This window comes from Saprospiraceae bacterium, assembly GCA_016709995.1.
GTDB lineage: Bacteria > Bacteroidota > Bacteroidia > Chitinophagales > Saprospiraceae > JADJLQ01.
Genome location: JADJLQ010000003.1, coordinates 321,023 through 342,998, shown reverse-complemented (window position 1 = coordinate 342,998; position 21,976 = coordinate 321,023). Strand labels below are relative to the sequence as shown.

The window sequence follows — 21,976 nt, the reverse complement described above, 5'->3', positions numbered from 1 at the left end:
AATGTTTTTTGATTAAAAAAATTAATAGGTCCAGCTATTGAGGACGCTATTACAATGCATCCTCCATGCTTATTATTTAAAAAACAGGAGAAAACCCTAGCAGTCTCCTCCTGTTATATAATTCTATTGCTTGATGAATTTCATCGTACCCAGGCTGCTCCCATCCCGGACAAAATTTATCAAATAATTGCCTGGTGTATACTGTCCGACATTCAAAGAAAAATAGCCGGCTGGCATTTGGTTTTTGACAAAATGAATGGCATCTACTTGACGCCCCAGCATGTCAAATACTCTCACCATCACATCTTCCTTGCCTGTAAATGCGTGATGTACTGTCAACGTACTTAATGCAGGATTGGGGTATAAACCCTTAACAACCGTTAATAATGCAGCGGAGGATTGATCATTGGTCGGCGTGGTACCTGAAGTAAATAATTTTTTTACCTCATCAGCTGTCAATGCCTTGTTGTAAATTTTTAAATTATCCAGTGCACCGTTAAAATATTGACCTCCATTACTTCCATTGTTACCAAATATCAGCGGCAGCGCAGTACTGTTTAAAGTGCCTGCAGCAGGCTTGCGTTTAGCTTCGATACCATTAACATAAATGATATCATTAGTACCGTCGTGTACCATGGTTACATACCACCAGATGCCTTTGACCAGTTCGTTGCCATCTCCACTATCCATATCCGAAATAGCATTGGTAAATTGTGCATTCTTGCTATTGGTAGTGAATACGATCTTTGTATGTTGAGGTATAGATATCTTGAGTCGCTGATCATAATTTCCAAAATCAATGATATAAGATTCTGCATTGATGATATTGATGCTATCCACTCTAACCCAAAAACTGAATGTGGTATAATCAGAAATTAATTGTACTGCGTTCTTTACAAATACCGAATCTTTGTCACCATCAAATTTTATAGCCTTACCTCCCAGGCCCGCATGCACTATAAAAGTAGGATTACCTCCGATCACGCCATGATTGGCATAAGGTGTTGCATCATTAGCATTGTCATCAAAAGGATAGGACGCTACCAAACCTGCTTCACCGGTATTGACTTCATTTTTTGTATTAATAGTATTTTCAGCTTTGCCGGAATTGTTTCCAGCAGCATCGTACGCATACACTTCGAAAGTATAAGCAGTATTGGATTTAAGTCCACTTACAAATTTATTGACCGTCGGGGTCAATACCGTATCAATAATGACTCCATCGAGCAATACTACATAAGCTACTACTCCCCGATTATCAGTGGATGCAGTCCAGGACAATTGTACCGAATTAGATCCTGCATCAGCGATCAGGTTCGTAGGATCAGTAGGAGGAATGGTGTCTTTTGATTGTTCCTGGCCTGAAGTCACTTCCAGCGTAGATTTTTGGGATTCATTTCCGGCAGCATCAAAGGCAGATACTCCAAATTGGAACTTCGTATTAGCCCGCAAACCTTTAAGTAAAGCATTGGTGCTTGAGACACTGGTCATAAGTGTATCGCTTTTGTACACATTGTACCCCGTCACACCTAGGTTGTCTGTAGATGGCAACCACGATAAGGCTACTTCCGTAAAAGCTACAGAGGCAGCCAGGTTGAGTGGCACAGAAGGTGCAATGGTATCTACCTCGGCTGGGGCAGCACTTTGAAGTAAATACAATGCAGCTACCTCATCTCCGGATAAGGCTACATTATAAATCTGAACTTCGTCCAGTGATCCATTGAAATAGTTGGTCACATCGATGGGATCATATCCTATACCCAGAGGGCTTGTCGTGCTGTTCAATGCTCCCGGAGCGGGATTACTCTTTTTGAGCAAACCATTGATGTAGATTTTATCATTGACTGTATCATGCGTCATCACAACATGTCTCCAAACACCTATCGGCAAGGGAACTGAATCTGAGTCCATGTCTTTGATACCGCCGGTAGCATTGGTTGTAAAGACAGGCTTACCATGACCAGGCAGTGATATCTTCCAGCGTTGCTGCCAGCCACCATGTGATAAAAGGTACACCTCGCCTTGTGCCGGCAGTTGATTTACTTTTACCCAAAAACTTACAGAGGTCATAGGCGAATTCAATTGCGGAGAATTGGCAGCCGTGATTTTGCTATTGTTGAAGGAATAGGATTTATTGGCTTTTTTGAATCGATCTGGTCCCGGAACGGCACCTTCGATCTTAGCAGTATTGGCATACGGTGTAATATCGTTGGCGTTATTGCTAAAAGGATAATAAGCGACCAGGGGTCCTGTGGCAGCCGGAGCCTGATTTTGTGCACCATACAAACTATCAATCTCTGCGCCGGACAATGCCCTGTTATAGATTTGCAGATCATCAAGGTCACCAATAAAATTGCCTCCACCATCTATTAGATTAAACCCAACACCCAGTGGACGATCAGTCTTGTTTAAAGCCCCGGTAGCAACGATACTGTTTTTTAATGCGCCATTGATAAATATTTTATTTGTCGCACCGTCATGTACTACTGCTACGTGCCGCCATGCATTTAATGGCAATGGTACAGAATCTGTATCCATGTCTTTGATGCCTCCAACACTATTGGTAGTGAATACAGGCTTGCCATGACCAGGCAATGAAATCTTCCATCGTTCCTGCCAACCGCCATGAGATAGCACGAATACTTCACCTTGCGCAGGGAGCTCCTTGACCTTTACCCAAAAACTCACGGTCGTATTATCAGATTGATATGCTACTGAATTGGACGCCATCAATGAATCTGATCCCTCAAATCTTGCAGCATGGGCGCCCAAATTAAATCTATTTGACGCAGAAGAAATATTTCCTACAGCATGATTGCCAAACTGAGAATCATCCTTGCCATTGCCGTCGAGTTTAAAGTCTGCGACCAGGTCTGAGACGACTCCTGGAAATTTTGATTGAGCCAGATACAAGGTATTGATCTCAGCTTCGCTCAATGCATGGTTGTAGATTTGTATTTCATCTAAAGACCCATTAAAATAACTCCCTTTATCAATCGGGTCAAATCCTATACCCAACGGGCTCATCGTGCTTTGCAAAGTACCGGTGACAGCTTTTTCTGCTTTTTTTATTCCATTGAAAAATATTTTATCATTTGTTCCATCGTGAGTCATAACTACATGTGTCCATACACCAATAGGGAGTACATTGCCTTCTCCTGCATCCATATCGGAGATACCACTGGAATTGTTAGTAGTAAACACAGGCTTGCCATGACCAGGCAGTGAAATTTTTAATCGTTGTTGCCATCCTCCATTCGATATTAAAAATGACTCTCCATTGAGTGGCAAGGCCTTTACCTTTACCCAAAAACTTATGGTACTATAAGGTGCATTGAGTGCAGAAGTATTAGGCGCAGTCATAGAAGAAGAAGTCCCATTAAACTCATAAGCCTGGTAGCCATATCCAAATCGATCAGTGGTCGCTTTGACACTGGATAATTGAGCGTGATTCATATTAATAGATGAGTCTAATCCAGATCCATTGAATGCATAATTAGCTGACAAACCCTCACCAAACATCGGGCCTGTGTTTTGCAAAGCAAATAATGCAGCTACTTGTGCATTCGTCAATGCCACATCAAAAATCATGACCTCGTCCAGTGCACCATTAAAATAATTTGTATTGTCTATCGGGTCATATCCTATGCCAAGGGGTTGGGATGTATTATTCAAAGCACCAGTGGCAGTAATACTATTTTTTAGTACTCCATCGATATAGATATTATTCTTGACTCCATCGTGCGTCATCACGACTTGTTTCCATACCCCTAGCGGCAAGGCGGCAGAATCACTGTCCATATCTTTAATGCCACCCACACTGTTGGTAGTAAAGACTGGCTTGCCGTGGGGAGGCAACGATATTTTCCAACGCTCCTGCCATCCTCCATAAGACATCAAAAAAGATTCGCCCTGCAGGGGCAGCATATTGACTTTCACCCAAAAGCTAATCGTCGCATTGGCTGTATTCAGTGCTGAAGAATTAGCAGCGGTGACAGCACTTTGTTTGCCATCAAAAGACATGGCCCTATTGGCTACGCCAAATCTGTCTTGTGTAAGCAATGCACCATGCACCCTGGCATTATTTCTATTATTGGATTGATCGGAGGCGTTGCCGGAAAATGAATATTGCGCTATGGGTACTGGAGCCTGAGCTTGCATGCTTAGGAGGGTACACACACCCATAAGTGTGAATAATATTTTTATATAATGTTTCATATTCGACTGATTTAAATGATAAAATATTTTTTTGAATAAAAGCTGTTGTTATAATTTTATAAATTTTGCTAAATAAATTTTTTGCTCAGACTGGCATCCAATAATGTATATACCAGCTGGATAGTCGTGGATATCAAACCTTTCGTAAGCAATCCGGGAAAAGGGTAAATGTTTTTCAAATACACTTTGTCCTGTCATGTTGGTGATAAACAAATGAGCAGTCGTCCCAAGGTCGGCAGGATATTGTATAGTCAAAAAAGTGGAAGTCGGATTTGGCGATAATTTTAAGGTGAACTCGCTTAATGGAAATCTGCTCTTTAAAGCTGTCGTACTTTCGGTATATAAGGTCAAAGCAGCTGCCGGCGTCAGAGCATAATCAAATAATTTTACTTCGTCGATCACACCTTTAAAATTGTATTCTACCACATCGGGCAGCATCTGACCCATTAATAGAGGCAGGGTGGTCGTGCGAATACTGCCGGTTAAAGATTTATAGGCTACCAGGGAGCCATTAAGATACAAGGTCATTGTCTGACCATCATAGCAAGCAGTGACATGATAGAATTTATCCGTAGCTAATATCTCCGGCGCATCCAGATCTGCGATACCATTTAAAGTATTGATGGTCCAGCGAAGTCGCTTATCGGTGGTCAGGGATAATTTCCATCGGTTTTGCCAACTGCCATGCGACAATAAAAAAGATTCTTTATCCCCTAGTTTTACAGCATTGAACCAACAAGAGGCAGAGATGGCATTTTGATTATTGAGCAAAACATTATTTTGAACTATTATATGCTGTGATCCGCCATTAAAATAACAAGCTGCCAGCGCTTTGCCTGTTCTGTCAGGTACAAACACCGTACCACTGGCTTCGCCATGTAATTGATGGCCACTGACATCCATAGCACTATTATTAAAAGGATAGTATGCGATGAGATTACCGCCTACTTCTTTAAAGTCTTTTACTAAAACAGAAAAAGTGATTTGATCAGATAAATTGCCCTGATCGGTCGTTTTTACCGTGATGGTATAGATGCCTTCCAGATCTGGAGCAGTCCATTGCACAGAAGCATTGCCTGGATTATTAAAAACTCCTCCTGTCGAGGTCCAGCTATACCGTAGCGTATCCAGGTTGGGGTCTGTGGCTACACAAGTAAATAAAATCACCCCTTGCCTGGCTGTATACAAAGCACTTTTTTGTATGTCCATGATTTGTGGTGCGAGATTGATCCTATTTACTACCATCATCTCTATAGAATCACTTACTTGATTACCATGATCATCCTTCACGGTGGCTTTGATTATATATTTGCCTTCAACTGCCGGGGACAGCCAACGAACGCGATCGGTTGAGCCTTTAATAAAGCCACCTGAAGCATTCCACGCATAAAGTATAATCCCTCCATCAGGGTCTTCGGCGGTGATATATATGTCAATAGAATCATTGACTTGAACGATGAGCGTGGATGCAGCCAATGCTTTTATTCTTACAGGTTTTGTATAAGTTTGATTTGTTTGGCGATAATCCACTACTACATCATCCAACAGCATAAGATTGTGGTCGTACCTGACCAATGCATTGGATGGAGCCAAAACTAATTGTAGTGCCTGATCACCGGGTATCAGGACAGAAGTCCTGCCTGTAACATTTTTCGCAACAAATGTTTCAGTCAAAGCATCATATAGATCTTTAGCTGCTGGTCCAATATCCAACAAGACAGTTTGAACCGTGCTATATGGATTGTACAATAAATAAGTGGGATAAGCTGTATCATGAAAAAAATCAGTTTTAAGCAAATCCAGTTTTAAGATTTTTTCTACATTGGTTGTTTCAACAATAGCCCCCAGATATCCAATAGACGAGGAACTATATAAAGAGAGGTTCGTGCCGGCCCAGCCACCTTTGAGTGCATCACCGGTAGACACCGGAGACAAACCATTTAGTTTTTGACGCAATGCTTCATACCCAATCACCTGATTTGGATCATATAGTGCAGACCAATCAGAAGCATCCTGTAAGGAGGCAGGCAGATATCCAGGGTAGAATAATCTTGTCGCATTGGCCAGATTCAATACCCATTTGCCAATAGCTTTAGAAAATCTTTTGTCATAGCGCACCATCGGCACCAGTGCTGCTGCCTGTTGCACTCCATTTAATTGAAAGGCGTAATCATCACCGCCATCATTGGCCTCGCCTACTAGGCCGGACACATGCAAACCTCCCCATGTCCCTACGATCGTGCCCCAATTGCGCAAAGCACCTTTGTCAAATGACCAATTGACCATTTTAGGAATATTGTAAGTCGTACCCAACTCTGCATTCATCTTTGCTGCTACTGCGGTGCCATAAGGCAATTGAAGTTCGTAGGATGGATTGGTCGGATAATTATTAAGAAACTCTATGGCCCATTCAGCTCCTTCGAGGTAGGCTTTATCACCACTTGCTTTATAAGCGTGGTACAATATCCATGCATAAGCGCCGGATGCTTCCGGCTCTTTGACTCCCAGAGCATTTCCCTGCATATTTTTAAAGCTCCATGCCCGATAGTTCATATTGGGTACCTTCCAGGGAGTATCGCTGCCGCCCATAGTCTTTACTGAACTGATGAAGCGATCAGCGATGATCTTGAATTGTCCTTTAGCTTCTTCGTTGATATCTGGATAAAGGTCAAATAACTGATAGAAAAAAAGGTTGGGCATCACATCATACCACCAATCACTCCCACTATTAGCCCCTGCATTGTTGAGGTAAATATTTTCTCCGTTGGCCTTATTAAAAAAGTCCTGGGACATCGTCACCCAGTCTTGTCCAAACTGGCTACTTTTATTTATGCCATTTAAAGAGGCTCCCACCAAAGACGGCAGCACATTGATCGCCTCACTACCATCCGGACTGCCTACATAAGAGTGCAAGCGGATGGTTTTATTAGAAGGATAATTAATGCCCGACATACCTACAGACACCAATGGCAGATATTGGCCTTGCTTCTGCACATCATACACAAATGAATCATATTGTTGTGCTACCCGACTCCAATGAAGCATATTATAAGGTGCAGGCTGATTGGGCATAAGATCGACACGAGGTATATTTAATTGCCCGGATTGTCCTTTGGTATCACTTGGGATAATAATCAGGACCATAAACAGCCAAAAAAATATTCGTATCATTTTATTCATTGGAAGACTTGGATAATATCAGTACCCTGGATTTTGTATTAGCTTGGTATTTAAATCAATTTCTATTTGCGGTAAAGGAAATACTTCATGTTTGCCGGCTTGAAAACCTGGAAGCGTAGTCGACGCCGTACCCCACCGCACCAGGTCAAAAAATCGATGCATCTCCAATCCTAGTTCTACCTGGCGTTCGTGCCTGATCGCTGCTGTCATGATCTGTTTGTCTGTGGTCGTCACCTTTGGCAGCGCAGTCAATGGATGATCAGACAGTTTACGCGCACGTGCACGCACGACTTCAAGAGGTACGATAGCTTCGGCTGTTCTATCCAGTGCTGTCAATGCTTCAGCCTCCCATAGCAATACTTCTGCATATCGGATAGCTGTATAATTGATATCCCCGTCCGCTTTTTGAGTGACTGTACTGTCCGCCTGCAAATATTTACGTGGACTGTATCGGGTGGATGAAAAAGAATTTTTATACACTACCCCGAAATAATCTTCGTTATTCATGACGATAGTATTTTTACGCCTTGGATCATCAACCTCAAAAGATGCCACGAAGGAGGCAGTCACTTCTGCAAATCCATATCCTCCTACTATTTTTTTAGAATACCACCACTGATTGATCGAATTGCCGATGCCTAGTTCCAGGTTGGTGTGCTGGATTTCCCATACAGACTCCGCATTGTTTTGAGTATTTTTTCTGAAGTTATCTGCATAATCAGTGACGAGCGCGTAAACATTCAAGGATTTTACTTTTGCAATGTATTCAAGTGCTTTGGTCCAATTTTTTTGATAGATATTTATTTTGGCAGCCAACGCCATGGCGGCCCCTTGAGTAGCTCGCCCGACATCGGCAGCACCGTATTGAATGGGCAGATAGGTAGCTGCAAGGTCCAGGTCAGCGAGGATTTGAATATAGATTGCAGAAACCCCATCGCGTGGTATCCTCAATCTATCAGGAGTCTCAATGGTCGTATACAAGGGTACATCACCAAATACCTGCGTCAATAAAAAATAATAATAGGCTCTAAGAAACAGCGCTTCACCGGTGATTCTATTTTGAACAGTTTTATTAAAGGTGATGGTTTTGATTTGATCGAGCACAAGGTTACATTGGGTGATACCTGTATACTGCAATACCCAAAAACTATTGATTTCATCGGTTCGGGGTGTATGCGTCAAAGCATCGAGTTCGACCAAACCTGTCCTGGAGCCATCTCCTCCTGTGATGGCTTCATCTCCCGCCAGGACTCCAAAAGCCCAGTAAAAATTATTATTGGTATTGCTAAAAGTCAGTGGCTGATAGGCTGCATTGACGGCTTGGAGCGCATCCTGTTCGGTTTGAAAAAATGATCCTGCATCGAGGATACCGATGGGATCTTTATCTAAAATACGCTCACATGATGTCCCTACCAGGACTACAGAAAGGATGGCCAGGTATTTTATTGATGATCGATGCGGTCTATACATGCTTGTTAAAAATTCAATTTGATTCCTATGATTTGAGTACGGGGTGCAGGTACTGTCCCCCAGTCGACCCCTACTGCAAGGTCAGAAGACAGGCCCAGCCCCTGGGTATCATTGGCATTAGCCTGGATCTCAGGGTCGAGCCCAGGGTATTTGGTCCAGGTAAATGCATTCTGTACGGTGACATATATCCTGCATGCCCCGAGTGCTTTTATTTTCAATATCTCTTTAAGGTCATAACCGAGGGTGATGTTGCGAATTCTGAAATATGAGCCATCTTCTAAAAACCTGGTCGAAGGTCGCCGGTTGCCATTGCGGTCATCAATGCTGACTTTCGGAATATCGGTTTGGGTATTGGTGGGAGTCCAGCGATTTAGAATATCGGCATATGAATTGAATCCACGAGACTGTGTTTCATATGCAAAATTGCCATATAGAAAATATACATCATTGCCCTGAATGCCCTGACCCAGGATGGAAAAATCCAATTGTTTATAACTCAAGCTGGCATTGATACCGTAGGTAAAATCAGGAAATGGCTTGCCAAAATGATTTCGATCCTTATCATCTATTTTGTTGTCACCATTTAAATCTTCAAATTTTACATCACCCGGCCTGGTATCTATCGATTGAAATGGACTTTGATCTATTTCTGCCTGACTTTGAAAAATGCCAGCCATTTTCCACAAATAAAACGAACCTATAGCATACCCAGCTTCTGTCCGGGTCAGCGGGCCATCTGACAATCCAAATCCCCCAAGGATGGGTGCACTGCCTGCGATAGAAGTGACTGAATTGTGCAGCGCTGAGATGTTCACACCCAGGTCATAATTAAATACTTTACTGTGTTTTTTATAAATCAATCCCAGTTCGATGCCTTTATTCTCCACAGATCCTGCATTGACATAAGGAGGTCGTTGGGATCCTCCTGCCTGGGGTATAGGTACCCTGACCAGGATATCACTGGTTTTTTTTCTGAATACATCGGTGATGATAGACAGCCTGTCTTTCCAGATGCTGAGATCCATGCCGGCATTGGACTGGGTGGTAGTCTCCCATTTGACATTATTATTGCCGGTCTCTTCGATGGTAGCTCCTGTCACCAGTTTGTCGCCAAACGAATAGACCCTTTGCCCTGTCTGCACCAACGAACTATAAGGATATACACCGATCTCCTGGTTGCCCAGCTGACCCCAACTCGCTCGCAACTTGAGACTGGAGATCAATGTTATGTTTTTAAAAAAAGGCTCGTTGGCGATGTTCCAGGCAGCTGAAACGGAGGGAAAGGTACCCCACCGATTGTTGGGGCCAAATCGTGATGAACCATCCCTTCTCACCGAGGCACTCAACACGTAGCGGCTATCATAAGCGTAGCTTAGTTGACTAAAAAAGGATAATAAGGACCATTCTGTAGCGATGCCGGAGGATCCAACATTATTGATATCTGCCGGCAGATTGTCATTGAGATATCTAAATAATGGATCGGTCCTTCTAAAATTATTGCCCGAGGCGCCGAGATAGTCTGTATGATTTTTAATGGCTTCCATGCCCACCAATCCGGCGATTTTATGTTTTCCAATCGTCTTTGAATAATCAGCGGTATTGTTCCAGATCAAGGTTTGATTAAAAACTCTGTTTTCGTTGAGGGAAGTCGGATTGTAAATGGCATCTGACAATCTTTCTTTGAACAGTTTTTCGTTTTCAAATAAAAAATCTCCACCCAGGCTGGTTCTTAGTTTTAATCCGGTCAGAGGGTTGATCTCTGCAAATACATTTCCAAACACCCGATATCGTTTGATCGTCCAATCCGTATTATCGATAAAAACCAATGGATTGGCATTGCCATCACCAAACAATGTAGGGTCGCCCAATTCAGAGGTGACCTTGACCGGACTCCCATCCTTATATTGACCGGAAAAAACCGGCGCAGCGATCAGTGCATAGCGAATACCACTGAGCTCGTTGCCTGCACCTGTCCCATCGCCTGAGGAACCGACCAATTTCTGATCGGTATGAGAAAAAGAAAAATTATTTCCTACTCTTATATATTTACTTCCTATATCTCCATTGAACCGGAGTTGGTATTTGTCAAACTTTTGTCCCCTGAAAATTCCGTCCTGGGTTTGATAGTCACCAGACAAATAGAAACTGCCATGCTCATTGCCGCCGGAACCAGTCAAAGCATAATGACTGATAGGTGCCGTACTAAATACCTTACTCAACCAATCTGTATCAGTCAAAGTATCCAGGATCGCCGGATCATAGGTTTTGATTTGTCTTACCGGATCTCTTAAAGTATTGGCATTGGTGATAGCCTCATTGCGTATAGTGAGATAGTCACTGGCGTGGAGTAGTTGAGGAAGATGGATCGCTTGCTGTAATCCTGTAAATACATCAAAACTAAATGCAGGCTGACCTGAAGCTCCTCTTTTAGTGGTGATCAGTACGACCCCATTGGCAGCCCGTGAACCATAGATAGCTGCAGCTGCGCCGTCTTTTAAAATTTCTATCGAAGCGACATCACCGATGGCAAACATATTGATGCTTCCTGTAGTTGGCACCCCATCTATGACATACAGTGGATTGTTGTTTCCCAGTGTGCCTGCGCCCCGAATCCTGACTGCGATATCATCTCCCGGTGCACCTGTGGATTGTGTCACCATGACCCCGGGTGCCTGACCTTGCAAAGCTTGTTCTACACTCTGCACGACCAGTTTGTCGATATCTTTTGACTTGATGGAAGCGATGGCTGCAGATACTTCAGATCGAATTTCCTTTTTATACCCTGTGACGATGACTTCGTCCAATAAAGAGATATCAGAAGACATCACTACCTGTAGTACCATCTGCCCGGCGACTTTTACTTCGATGGTCTCCAAGCCAATGTAAGAAAAAAGCAGGATGGCTTCAGGACTACTGACCGAAAGCACAAATGCACCGTCAATATCAGTGATGGTCCCGTTTTGAGTTCCTTTTTCAACTATAGAAGCACCGATCACAGGCAGCTGATCTTCTTTTGAAAGTACAGTACCCGACAGTTGAAATTTTTGTGCAACCGCCAATTGTACAGTAAACAAAACCATAAGAAGCGTCCATCGCGATTTAGCTGCAATTTGTTTTGTCAAGACTGATCTGTGCATAGGAAACAGATTTAATATAGAGGGCAACATGATGACTTTAAGTAATTGTAACCCCTAAAGGTCTCTATGGTGATTTCATTATTCTGATACTATTCAGCGATAATCCGGTACTTTTAGGTAATGTTTAGTCATAATGAAGGATCAGATCAGGTCTTTCGACTAAACCCGATCCTTGAAAGAATGAATATTTATCAGGAAACCACACCCCTAAAACCGCAGGACATATTTGTAGTTTTAGATTCTTACAACAATGGTTTTGACTACCCTATCCACAATCATCCTGAGTTCGAATTAAACCTCATCATCGGTATATCAGGTAGCAGGATCGTCGGTGATTCTATTGAGCGATATATGGATGCAGATCTCGTTTTGTTAGGCCCATACTTATATCACAAATGGGATGGAGATGATGAATCAAAGCCTTACCGTGTGATCACCATACAGTTTGGTATTGGTTTGATCAGTGGTCAGTTTTTTCAAAAAGAACAATTTACAAACATTAGAAAACTTCTGGAAAATGCAAGTGAAGGCATCAAATTTTCAGGAAAGACCCAGGCCGAAGCTATACCCTTGATGCAAGCGCTGACGGAAGACAAAGGATTTATCAATGTCATTTTGTTTTTAAGATTGCTCGATCTCCTGGCACATGCTACGGAGACCCGCTATCTATCTAATGCAGGATTTGCTACAAAAGTATTGAGCACCCACAGCGATCGCCTGCACATAGCATACAGTTATATTCTGAAAAATTTTGAAAGATCAGATTTAAAATTAAGTGATATAGCTTCCCTGATCAATATGAGTGATTCTGGCTTCAGCCATTTTTTTAATAAATATTCTCTCAAGAGCTATACGGCCTTTTTAATAGATATCAGGATAGGTCATGCGTGTAAAAATTTATTGGATACTGATGAGACCATAGGTCAGATCTGTTTTAAGTCCGGATTTAATAATCTCGCCAATTTCAACAGGCTATTCAAAAAACACCGGCAATGCACTCCTGCTAAATTTAGAAAAAAATATTTAATAAATACTGCTTTTGACTGGACGCAACAGGTTACACCGATGCAATTTACTTTATCTAAGGGTCAGACGCTATCCAGTGAGAAGCCTAAGAGTTACGCGACGAGGTTGGTGCATGTGTGAGGAGGATGGTGGAAAATAATTAGAATACATTTAAATGATCAAATCTGCACTAACTACCTCAGATTATTCAAACACGCAAAATTCACCTGTATTTTTATAAGCAGTAGTATAAGCGAAATCGAACGAATAATATGTTCTTCCAATGGCTGGATAAATTTAATATTCTATCAGTGGTGTTGCTTCTTTAACAATCGATATTATAAAAATTGGAGTTGATCTCCATTTCAAACCATATCTAATTTAAAATGAGTGAACAGCCCGAACTTTACGAAGTACAGAATCCTCTCTTCTTAACGGAAATCCATCTTCAAAATTCAATTCAAAAGCATTTTTAAATTGATCAAGTGAAGAACTCCAATACACAGCTTCGCTGAAGCCTCCCACTTCATCTCTAAAAACCCGCAACATACCTAATGTATCCTTTGAAGGCAAAAACCAATCCCTATATTCAACTCCATCTTCAATAAAAACATAATCCTCACATATTTTCATAGCTGCTTTCCAGTTATAAGTAGAATCAAAATCTGAATAAGCAGCAACAAGACCATGAGTTCTTGAAGAATCAGAATAAAAAATTATACCGCCTTGAAATTTTTTTCCCACACTTTTAGCAAGAAATTCCTCATTTTTCTCTAATTGTTCTTTCATACCTTTTTTTGCGCTATCAGCTTGATATCCAAAATACCCAGCAGAAATAAAAGCTATAATTGCTCCACCTAAAAGGCTATACACAACTCTTAGTCTTTTCCTCGTTTTTAAAAGTTGTTCTTCTCTACCTTTTTTAATAGTACTGATGCTTTGATCGATCCTTATTTGCAAATCGCTTGGATATGCAAGACTTGGCATGAAAGGTCTTAAGTAATCAATATCATCTTGCGTAAACAAGCCTTTTCTTTCACTATACACTTTATAGATATCTCCTGCTTTCTCTCTCATCTTCATCTCATCCGTCCTGTTTTGACCCACTACGAGTGCCAATACATCATGACTGATCTCATACTGCGTTTCATCACCGACTTTGATCGTCCTGATGATGCGTCGTTGCTCCAGATCGTTCAACAGATCCAGTATTGGTTTTTCACTGATTACTTTTTTATGTTCCAGGTCTTTTATCAAACTATCGGCGCTGATCTGTAATTTAGTAGATCGATCCGTGATCATAGCGGCTAATACTTCGAGAGGTACTCTTGCTCCATAGTTGCCTTCCAGTTGCTGGATTTGTTTTTTCAAAAAGCTCTCTAAGACACTTTCGAGATTATCATCATCATAGATCAGGCTCTTATTCAATACAGGTATATCTGATACATTCTTTTTATTTGATTGAGCGCGATCCCATAGTTCTCTTAAATAGACCTGTACATGTGCTAGCTCGATTTGTTTGCTCTTATCCGGTAGTTTTGAGAGGATGCTTTCGGCAAAGACCTGACTTTCTTCTACTTTAAAATATTGTTGATATGCAGGAGCTGCAAGGATGTGATCGAGCACATCTTTTACATTATTACGCCCCATTTTTTCTACCCTGAAGCGATGCTGAAATATACTGGGACAGAGCGATTCAAACTCGGAAAGATGCCCTATAAATTCTTCCCGCATGATGATGATTACTCTACAGGGTACTTTATTCAGGATTAATTTATTTAGTAGGGTAAAAAACTTTTTCTTTTCTTCAGTGTCTCCTGAAATCAATAATTCTTCAAACTGATCAAATAATAAATAAATAGGCTGATACCTTTCTGAAAATAATTTTTCTACAGCCTGGCTGAATTCCATTTTAATATCTACCGGCATTTTAGTGACCGGATTGATATCTATTTTTTGACTCAGTGCCCTATTGATAAATGAAAAAACGGATGCATTGATATCAGACCCTCTGCGAATAGTGAGCGCATACCAGTCTGCATCAGAAAACTGATTGCGCAAGCCGCATTCTATCAGGCTGGTCTTTCCTGAGCCGGAAGGACCATAGACCAAAAGCACTTTGACACCGCTCATTGCATTGTAGAGATCTTTTGTTTCTTTCTCCCTGCCAAAAAAAACCTCATGATCAGCCTGTTGATAAGAATCCAGAAATTTAAAAGGTGATTCCTGTAGACTCATGAAGCTTTGATTTTTAGTGGCTCAAATATTTCTTCCAATTGCTCAAACAAATCATCCAGCTTGGACTGATCATTGTTTTGTGATGCGACCGTGATGTATTTATTGGATGTGATCTCGCCTTTACCACCATAGGTCAGTTCGTTTTTGTATTGTGCATAGTGGTATTGACGCTTAGCTTTAAGATAGCCTGCGTAATAAAAGATTTCCGGGGTCTGGGTCGACTTTTCTGCATATACGCTTTGATCGATCACCAAAGGAGAAAGGGATAAGGCGGTGGATGGGTCTTTAAGATCGCCCATACTGGTGCTCACACTATTGCCCTTGAGCAGTAAGACACTCTTGCTGAAAGTAAAGGTATCCGTGATAGATTTTATTTTATAATCTCCATCAGCAGATGATCCTCCTTCGTTATACACACTATGCAATTCACCGTAGCGATGAATAAAATTCTTAGCTGTACCCAGCCTATAGTCGAGATTGATGTCTTTGATAGACACCAGGCTGTAATTAGCCACAAAAGAAATACATCTCAGCCAGTAAGCCAGGGCAGTAAGGTACTCATCCAGCAAGGCCGGAAATTTATCATCTTCGGCAATCGTATTTTTCAATAATTTTTGCCGTTGGTCTTGTAAATAAATGGCAGTACCGAATAGATCCTGATCTTTATCTGTAAGATCCTTGATAAAATCATTGATCTCCGGCATAAATCCGGGGCCGGCTTTATTGATTTCATCCGTGGTGACCAATAATAAACTGGTGTAATCAAATTCAAGGTATTCTGCCCCCTCCATTTGTATAAAGTCAGACACAATACCCAATTTGGGTTTAGGATCTATCTGCAATATTTGGGCCAGTTGGATATAACACAAGAATCGTAGCGAAGCCTGATAAGCCTCGGCCATAAAAGAAAGGCGTCTTAAATTTTTTACCTGACCCACATCCGGGCTCATCATCTTTTGTAAAAATGCCTGGATCAACCAATCATAATTTTGAAAAATATCCCACGGCTGATTGCTCACGGATACACCTTGCTTGACCAACTCCCGCCCCAGGCTTTTAATCCAGCCATCATCAGCACCTATTATATTTTGTGCCAATACCGGCGGCAAGGCTTTATCATGCCCGGCCTGACCCATCAAATAGCCAAAATTGGCGTTGGTGATGGAGCCTATGTTGTAAATATTATTGGCAGACTGCAGAGATTTGACGGCTTGCTTTTCCATGAATTCCTGCAGGACATCCAGCTTTTTCTGGATTTGTTGCGACACACCATCTACGAGTACATTGATGGAATCTTCGGTCACCTCCTGGATGACAAAATTTTTTTGGCGCTATCTGTTGGTTCGGACATGTTGGATTAAGAAAAGTTGGCTTTGTCTATTTTATCGATATTGTAGATTTTATCTGCGGTCTGATTGGTTGTGGTTGGAACAGTCGTAAGCGGACGATCCTCCGGCTGCTTAAATTCATTAAATGCATCTTGTTCTAAAAAATCCAGTTGTTTATTCAATTGATTCCATAGATCGTTCAGATCTTTGAAATCACTTTTAAAATGCCCCAGTTCTGAAAGTTTTTGTTTGAAATTAAACAGGCTTTCATGAGCATTGACAGGTGGGGTTTTGAAAAAAGTAAATATAAAAGGTTTTTTTACAGACTTAAATTGGCCAAAAGCATGCTCAAATTCTTCTTCTGTGTACTTTCCTACTTTGGTATAAGCCAATAATATAAACAGATCTGCTTCCCTAACATATTTATCATATTCACTTTGAGAGCCTGTCAAGGACATTTGGGCTGGCATGTCCTCCCAAATATCAAGGTGCAAAAACAATCCCTTATCAAACCAAAGTTTGCACTTTCGATATATCTCTATTTCAAGACCGTTGCGTTCAGCATTTAATTCATTGGAGGAGGCCAGGAAGATTTTTATTTTTTTCACTTGAAATTATTAGATCAATTTTATTTTATATTCTTCCATTCATAGGAAGCAATCACTTAGGAAAAATCAGCATTATCTATTTTATCGATATTATATATTTTATCAGCAGTTTGATTGGTTATGCTGCTTGGTTGTATGTTATCTCTTTTGCTGTTCACAGTGACATTTCCATGATCTATATCGACCACAATATTACCATCATGGGATATTTTTGAGTTTTTCCCATTTCTTTGTTTTTCGACATCGGCATTTTTGGGTGCATCCTCTGGTGTTGGCAAGGATTCTTGGTCACTTTCATTTGGTTTGTACACCAGGTTTTCCTTTCCCTTTTTAAAAAAAATATATTGCCCACCTTTGTGACCGGCACCATACAGAGGACTGATGTCCGCCTGCTGAGGATAATTAAAACTGATCTCCTGGGTCACCTGATCAGCCAGTCTCACGATATTGATCGCATCGGCCTCATTGTCTTGCAAATGCCTGATGATACCACTGGCAAAAGGGCTATTTTCACCTGCGTTTCCATCACTGACTACCCCTTTGCCCGAGATAAAGGCATACCGCGATGGATCCTTGTCCCAGGCCTCTATAGCTTTCTTCGAAATACCGGAAGCAACATCGCGGTGAAGCAGGGATCCTGAAAAACAACTATCAGAGATCAAAAGAATGTGCCGGGCTCTTATCAATTTGATGATATCCAGGATATCCGCGTTGGATACAAAGCTGGATATATGGTCATGCTCTGCATCGACCGGGATCCAATATCCCCTTTCATTATCTGAATATCCATGACCAGAGTAATAGATCAGCAGCCGATCCTGGGGTTGTATTATTTCTCTTAAAGCATTCAAGTGGTCTACAATGTTTTCACGACTGGCTTGCTCGTCCAAAATGACCTGCACATGAGCCTGCTCAAACGAATATTGATCGACGAGTACTTTGGTGATGTCCTCAATGTCTTTTCTGGCATTGGTGAGTCGGGGGAAATGTTGATAACCATTGATACCAATAGCAAACAGATAGTTGTTGCCTCGTTTGATTTCCTGTACAGGACTACCTGGTATCCCACCAATCGCACGATCTTTTGCCATAGGTTTTTTTTAAGGGGTTTGTAAAAGTAAATTCGTTAAAATTAATAAAATCCGACAAATAAACGGAGTGTTGATTAAGTCCCGATTGTATTGGAACTTATAATGGTGAATTACTAACCGAAAGACTTTAGGTGAACATCAACTTTGTCATCAGATCTAAACTTTCAACTCTTCAACTTCCTCTTCACCACATCTTCCGGATATTTCAATGCCAACTTCCTGATTTCAAAACTAAATTCTTTATAGGTTTCTTCCCATAGTCTGGCTTCTTCAGGAGTATAAGTATAAAATCCATGACCATTAGCCACGCCTTTGCCTCCGGATTTGACGATATCATCTATTAAAGTGGGGATACTGGGGTCTGCATGGAGGTCTGGCAAAAGATCTTTCATCACTGCATGGTATGCCTGCACACCGGTAAGGTCCATCCACCGGAAGACGCCTGCCAGGGTCATCCAATAACCGGTATTGTTGCGACAAGCACGATCTACATCTTCTACAGAGGCATATCCTTCCTCTACCAAATGGCAAGCCTCCCGATACATCGCATACATCAGTCGATTAGCGATAAATCCCCTGATATCTTTGTGCACGAAAGTGGGTTCTTTGCTCCAATACTTGGCCAATTCACATAAGTATTCACCTTTAGATACCTCACTATGATCTCCACATATAACCTCCAAAAACCGGGAAGTAAATGCAGGTATCGTCCAATGTAAGCCAAAAAAGCGACCAGGATGCTTCACCGATTGTTGCAATAAAGTGATGGGGATGGCAGAAGTATTGCTGGTAAGTATAGCATCTTCTGCGATCACTGCTTCGATTTTTTGATATACACCTGATTTGATATTCAGATCTTCCAGGGTGCATTCAACGACGAGGGAGCACGGGGCAAGGTCTTCGTAGTTTTCTGTCAATAATAGATGGTCGAGATAATATTGAGTTGGCTGGGTAATGATTCCTTCCCGCCTGGCTTCATCCAGATCATTACAAATCCTGAGTTTTACTGCCTCAAGGTCTACCGGTATAGGAGCGAGGCCGATCACGGGATGCCCTGCTATCAACATACAAGTACAAATGCTGGAGCCCATCAACCCAATTCCGACTACACCCACTACAATCTTATCTATATCAATCAGTGCTTTTTCCATAATCATTGGATTAAAGTAAATACCCTAATAATATTAATAGGTGGCTCGTCCACCGGACATGTCAAAAGTAAAACCAGTGGTGAAACTATTTTTAGGAGAAACTACAAATAATGCCATATCAGCGATTTCTTCCAGGGTACCACATCGTTTCATCGGTATCTTATCGGTCATATACTTCACCTGTTCGGCTGGCATGGCGTCTACTAAAGGGGTCTGGATAACAGCCGGGGCGAGGGCATTGATGGTGATGCCTGATTCGGCATATTCTTTACCCTGGACTTTGGTCATGCCTATCACGGCTGCTTTGGAGGCAGAATAGGCCAGCATACCGGCATTGCCTTCTTTGCCTGCGATACTTGCAATGTGGAGAATCCTTCCATAGTGGTGTTTCAGCATTATGGGTAAGACATGTTTGGAAGTAAAGTAACAACCCATAAAGTTGATGTCAAAGACCGTCCTGATATTGTCAGTCTCCGTTTCATGGCTTTTGATATTGGTCTTGCCGGTTATGCCTGCACAATTGATTAAAATGTCAATATGGCCATGTTTGAGGACCATAGAGTCAATGGCTGCAGACACCTGATCTTCCTGAGTTACATCTACCATGAGATATTCAAGCATGGTAGGGTTGGCTGTATCAAGAGACCTATTTTGATGTATGTCCAGGATAATCACCCTGGCACCTTCCTGCAGCAAAGATTTTGTGATTGACCAACCCAACCCCGAGGAACCACCAGAGACGAGGGCTATTTGCTGATAAAACTGACCTTCCTGATAATCCATATCATGATATTTAATAGGAGATTTTTTAAAACTAATCCAAAGGATGAATATAGAATAAATCGGCCGTCATATCCCAAAAAAAAGTCATCCGCATTTTTTTAATAACCCATGCTGATCTGATTACAAAGTTTCACAAATCATCAGATCTACTTCCTGTTTGTATGCTTTTATCCTCAAGTCATTTAGTGCATTAAACTCCTCTCCCAGTATCATATCTTTTATTGCTTGAGGATTTGGAAATTCGAAAACGGCTATCGCTTTTATTCCACCTTTCCCCATCACTTGTTCTATGGTTTTGAACCGCTGCATATTGGTGCCACCATATTGATTGAATAGCTGCACGATTTGAGTCAGATAAGATTGAAAGCTAGGCATATCTTCCATATTGGGGATGGCATTGACGATTAAAAAAGTCTTTTTCTCAGACATATTTTTTTAGTTTATTTGATGACTGCACTTAGATCCAGTTTCGTTTTTTCATTGACGATTTCACCGGTTTCTATATATTTTTTATGCCCGGCCACAATGCCATCCAAAAGCTTGGCATTCATATTTTTCATCATTAAGCTATTGACCAGGTCAAAAAAACCGTTTTTCATCGTGTAGACCATTTCGCCTGAGAGCATGGTATGAGATCCTTTTTCTTCAATGGAAAGATCCAAATCCATCGTCGCGATACCAGGCATTTTGTGCAATTCATATACAGAGACCTTTACATTTTTACCTTCGTTCCAATCGACTACTCTTTCTTCGCCTGTGGCGCCCATCATCGTAAAGTCACAATGCCGGGTAGCACCCACACCTTGCTTTTGGGTGGAGGTGATATAAGATTTGCTCACAGCAGGATGACCGTGACAAATATTTCCAAAATCTGATAATGTCTTCCACACCTGAGTTGAAGGTAGATTGATCTCGATTTTTCTTTTAATGTTAGTTACTTTACTCACTGTTATTTATTTTTTAAAGTTTGAATGATTAACCGCATCGTAAGAATGCTCTGCTCTCTGTCATGCGAGCTTTTGATTCGGGTGAGAATGCCATAAAAAGTAGCATGTAATAAATTAGCTATTTGCCTGCTTTCTATCGCCGAAGTCAATTCGCCTGCAAGTTGAGCTTCTTTTATGGTGGGTTCCAATGCATCCAAAAAATGCTCGAAATACTGATTGGTCGCTTTACCCACTAACTCATTGGAACTCCCCAATTCTGACATCATATTATTCACCATACAACCCATGTATTGAATATCAGACTGGACCTGTAACATATCTATATAAAACTTCTCTAGTCGTTGCAGTGGGCTTTTGGCACCCGCTGCTATTAATTTCTTGCCAATACGTATACAGTTTTGATCCGCATAATAGGCAAGACAAGTCAATAAAAAATGTTCTTTACTACCAAAAGCATTGTAAAAAGCGCCTTTGGTCATGCCTGTCGTCTTGCAGATGGCATCCACACCGACCGCACTATACCCATCGATACAAAATAGTTTCAGCCCCTTTTTGATGACTTCTTCTCTGTTGTGTTTGACATTCATTCAGCAAGTCTATTACTTATTTCAATGCAAATATAAACAAACAGACCGTTCTGTACAATCTTAGTTTTTTTTTATCAAACACTGTCCTAATAAGATATTTTAGGAGGTAGCTTCAGACAGTACATTAGTTTAAAAATAGATTGCACACTATTTAATAGCAAAAAGATCTCTACACAGATCAGGCTAATGAGCGAAAACAAAGGTCAATTATTTAACTTTTCGAGAGTAGGCTA

General features: G+C 41.3%; 14 protein-coding genes. 1 reads left to right on the top strand and 13 read right to left on the bottom strand.

Translation table 11 applies throughout. The features are described from left to right. Positions 1-123 precede the first annotated feature (123 nt). The 4 genes from IPJ09_20390 to IPJ09_20375 are packed head-to-tail and all read right to left on the bottom strand — an operon-like array spanning position 124 to position 12,035. Positions 124-4,218, bottom strand: a complete 4,095-nt coding sequence (locus IPJ09_20390; protein MBK7373751.1) for a T9SS type A sorting domain-containing protein — start codon at positions 4,216-4,218, stop codon at positions 124-126. 48 nt (positions 4,219-4,266) lie between these two features. Then, a complete protein-coding gene (locus tag IPJ09_20385) occupies positions 4,267-7,389 on the bottom strand; it encodes a T9SS type A sorting domain-containing protein (protein MBK7373750.1) in 3,123 nt (1,040 codons plus the stop codon). A 27-nt stretch (positions 7,390-7,416) separates the two neighbouring features. Next, positions 7,417-8,868 carry a RagB/SusD family nutrient uptake outer membrane protein gene (locus tag IPJ09_20380; GenBank protein MBK7373749.1) on the bottom strand — a complete coding sequence of 484 codons (1,452 nt, stop codon included), beginning with the start codon at positions 8,866-8,868 and terminating at the stop codon, positions 7,417-7,419. 5 nt (positions 8,869-8,873) lie between these two features. Further along, the gene (locus IPJ09_20375) at positions 8,874-12,035 is read right to left on the bottom strand and encodes a TonB-dependent receptor (GenBank protein MBK7373748.1); all 3,162 of its coding nucleotides are present in this window, start codon (positions 12,033-12,035) and stop codon (positions 8,874-8,876) included. A gap of 150 nt (positions 12,036-12,185) precedes the next feature. On the opposite strand from IPJ09_20375, the gene IPJ09_20370 reads away from it, so the two are divergent. Next, a complete protein-coding gene (locus IPJ09_20370) occupies positions 12,186-13,151 on the top strand; it encodes a helix-turn-helix domain-containing protein (GenBank protein ID MBK7373747.1) in 966 nt (321 codons plus the stop codon). 240 nt (positions 13,152-13,391) lie between these two features. On the opposite strand, the gene IPJ09_20365 is transcribed toward IPJ09_20370, so the two are convergent. The 9 genes from IPJ09_20365 to IPJ09_20325 form a co-directional block, all read right to left on the bottom strand. After that, positions 13,392-15,248, bottom strand: a complete 1,857-nt coding sequence (locus IPJ09_20365) for an ATP-binding protein (GenBank protein ID MBK7373746.1) — start codon at positions 15,246-15,248, stop codon at positions 13,392-13,394. Continuing rightward, a complete protein-coding gene (locus IPJ09_20360) occupies positions 15,245-16,552 on the bottom strand; it encodes a hypothetical protein (GenBank protein MBK7373745.1) in 1,308 nt (435 codons plus the stop codon). The genes IPJ09_20365 and IPJ09_20360 overlap by 4 nt, the downstream gene beginning before the upstream one ends. A 53-nt stretch (positions 16,553-16,605) precedes the next feature. Next, on the bottom strand, positions 16,606-17,184 hold the full coding sequence (locus IPJ09_20355; protein MBK7373744.1) for a hypothetical protein: 579 nt from the start codon (positions 17,182-17,184) through the stop codon (positions 16,606-16,608). A gap of 56 nt (positions 17,185-17,240) precedes the next feature. Further along, positions 17,241-18,275, bottom strand: a complete 1,035-nt coding sequence (locus IPJ09_20350; GenBank protein MBK7373743.1) for a caspase family protein — start codon at positions 18,273-18,275, stop codon at positions 17,241-17,243. Between the two features lie 164 nt (positions 18,276-18,439). Further along, the gene (locus tag IPJ09_20345; protein ID MBK7373742.1) at positions 18,440-19,426 is read right to left on the bottom strand and encodes a 3-hydroxyacyl-CoA dehydrogenase family protein; all 987 of its coding nucleotides are present in this window, start codon (positions 19,424-19,426) and stop codon (positions 18,440-18,442) included. Between the two features lie 33 nt (positions 19,427-19,459). Beyond that, on the bottom strand, positions 19,460-20,209 hold the full coding sequence (locus IPJ09_20340; protein MBK7373741.1) for an SDR family oxidoreductase: 750 nt from the start codon (positions 20,207-20,209) through the stop codon (positions 19,460-19,462). 120 nt (positions 20,210-20,329) lie between these two features. Beyond that, positions 20,330-20,638 carry a DUF1330 domain-containing protein gene (locus IPJ09_20335; protein MBK7373740.1) on the bottom strand — a complete coding sequence of 103 codons (309 nt, stop codon included), beginning with the start codon at positions 20,636-20,638 and terminating at the stop codon, positions 20,330-20,332. A gap of 11 nt (positions 20,639-20,649) precedes the next feature. Beyond that, positions 20,650-21,156, bottom strand: coding sequence for an SRPBCC family protein (locus tag IPJ09_20330; protein MBK7373739.1), 507 nt, complete (start codon positions 21,154-21,156; stop codon positions 20,650-20,652). 2 nt (positions 21,157-21,158) lie between these two features. Beyond that, a complete protein-coding gene (locus IPJ09_20325) occupies positions 21,159-21,743 on the bottom strand; it encodes a TetR/AcrR family transcriptional regulator (GenBank protein MBK7373738.1) in 585 nt (194 codons plus the stop codon). Positions 21,744-21,976: the final 233 nt, after the last annotated feature.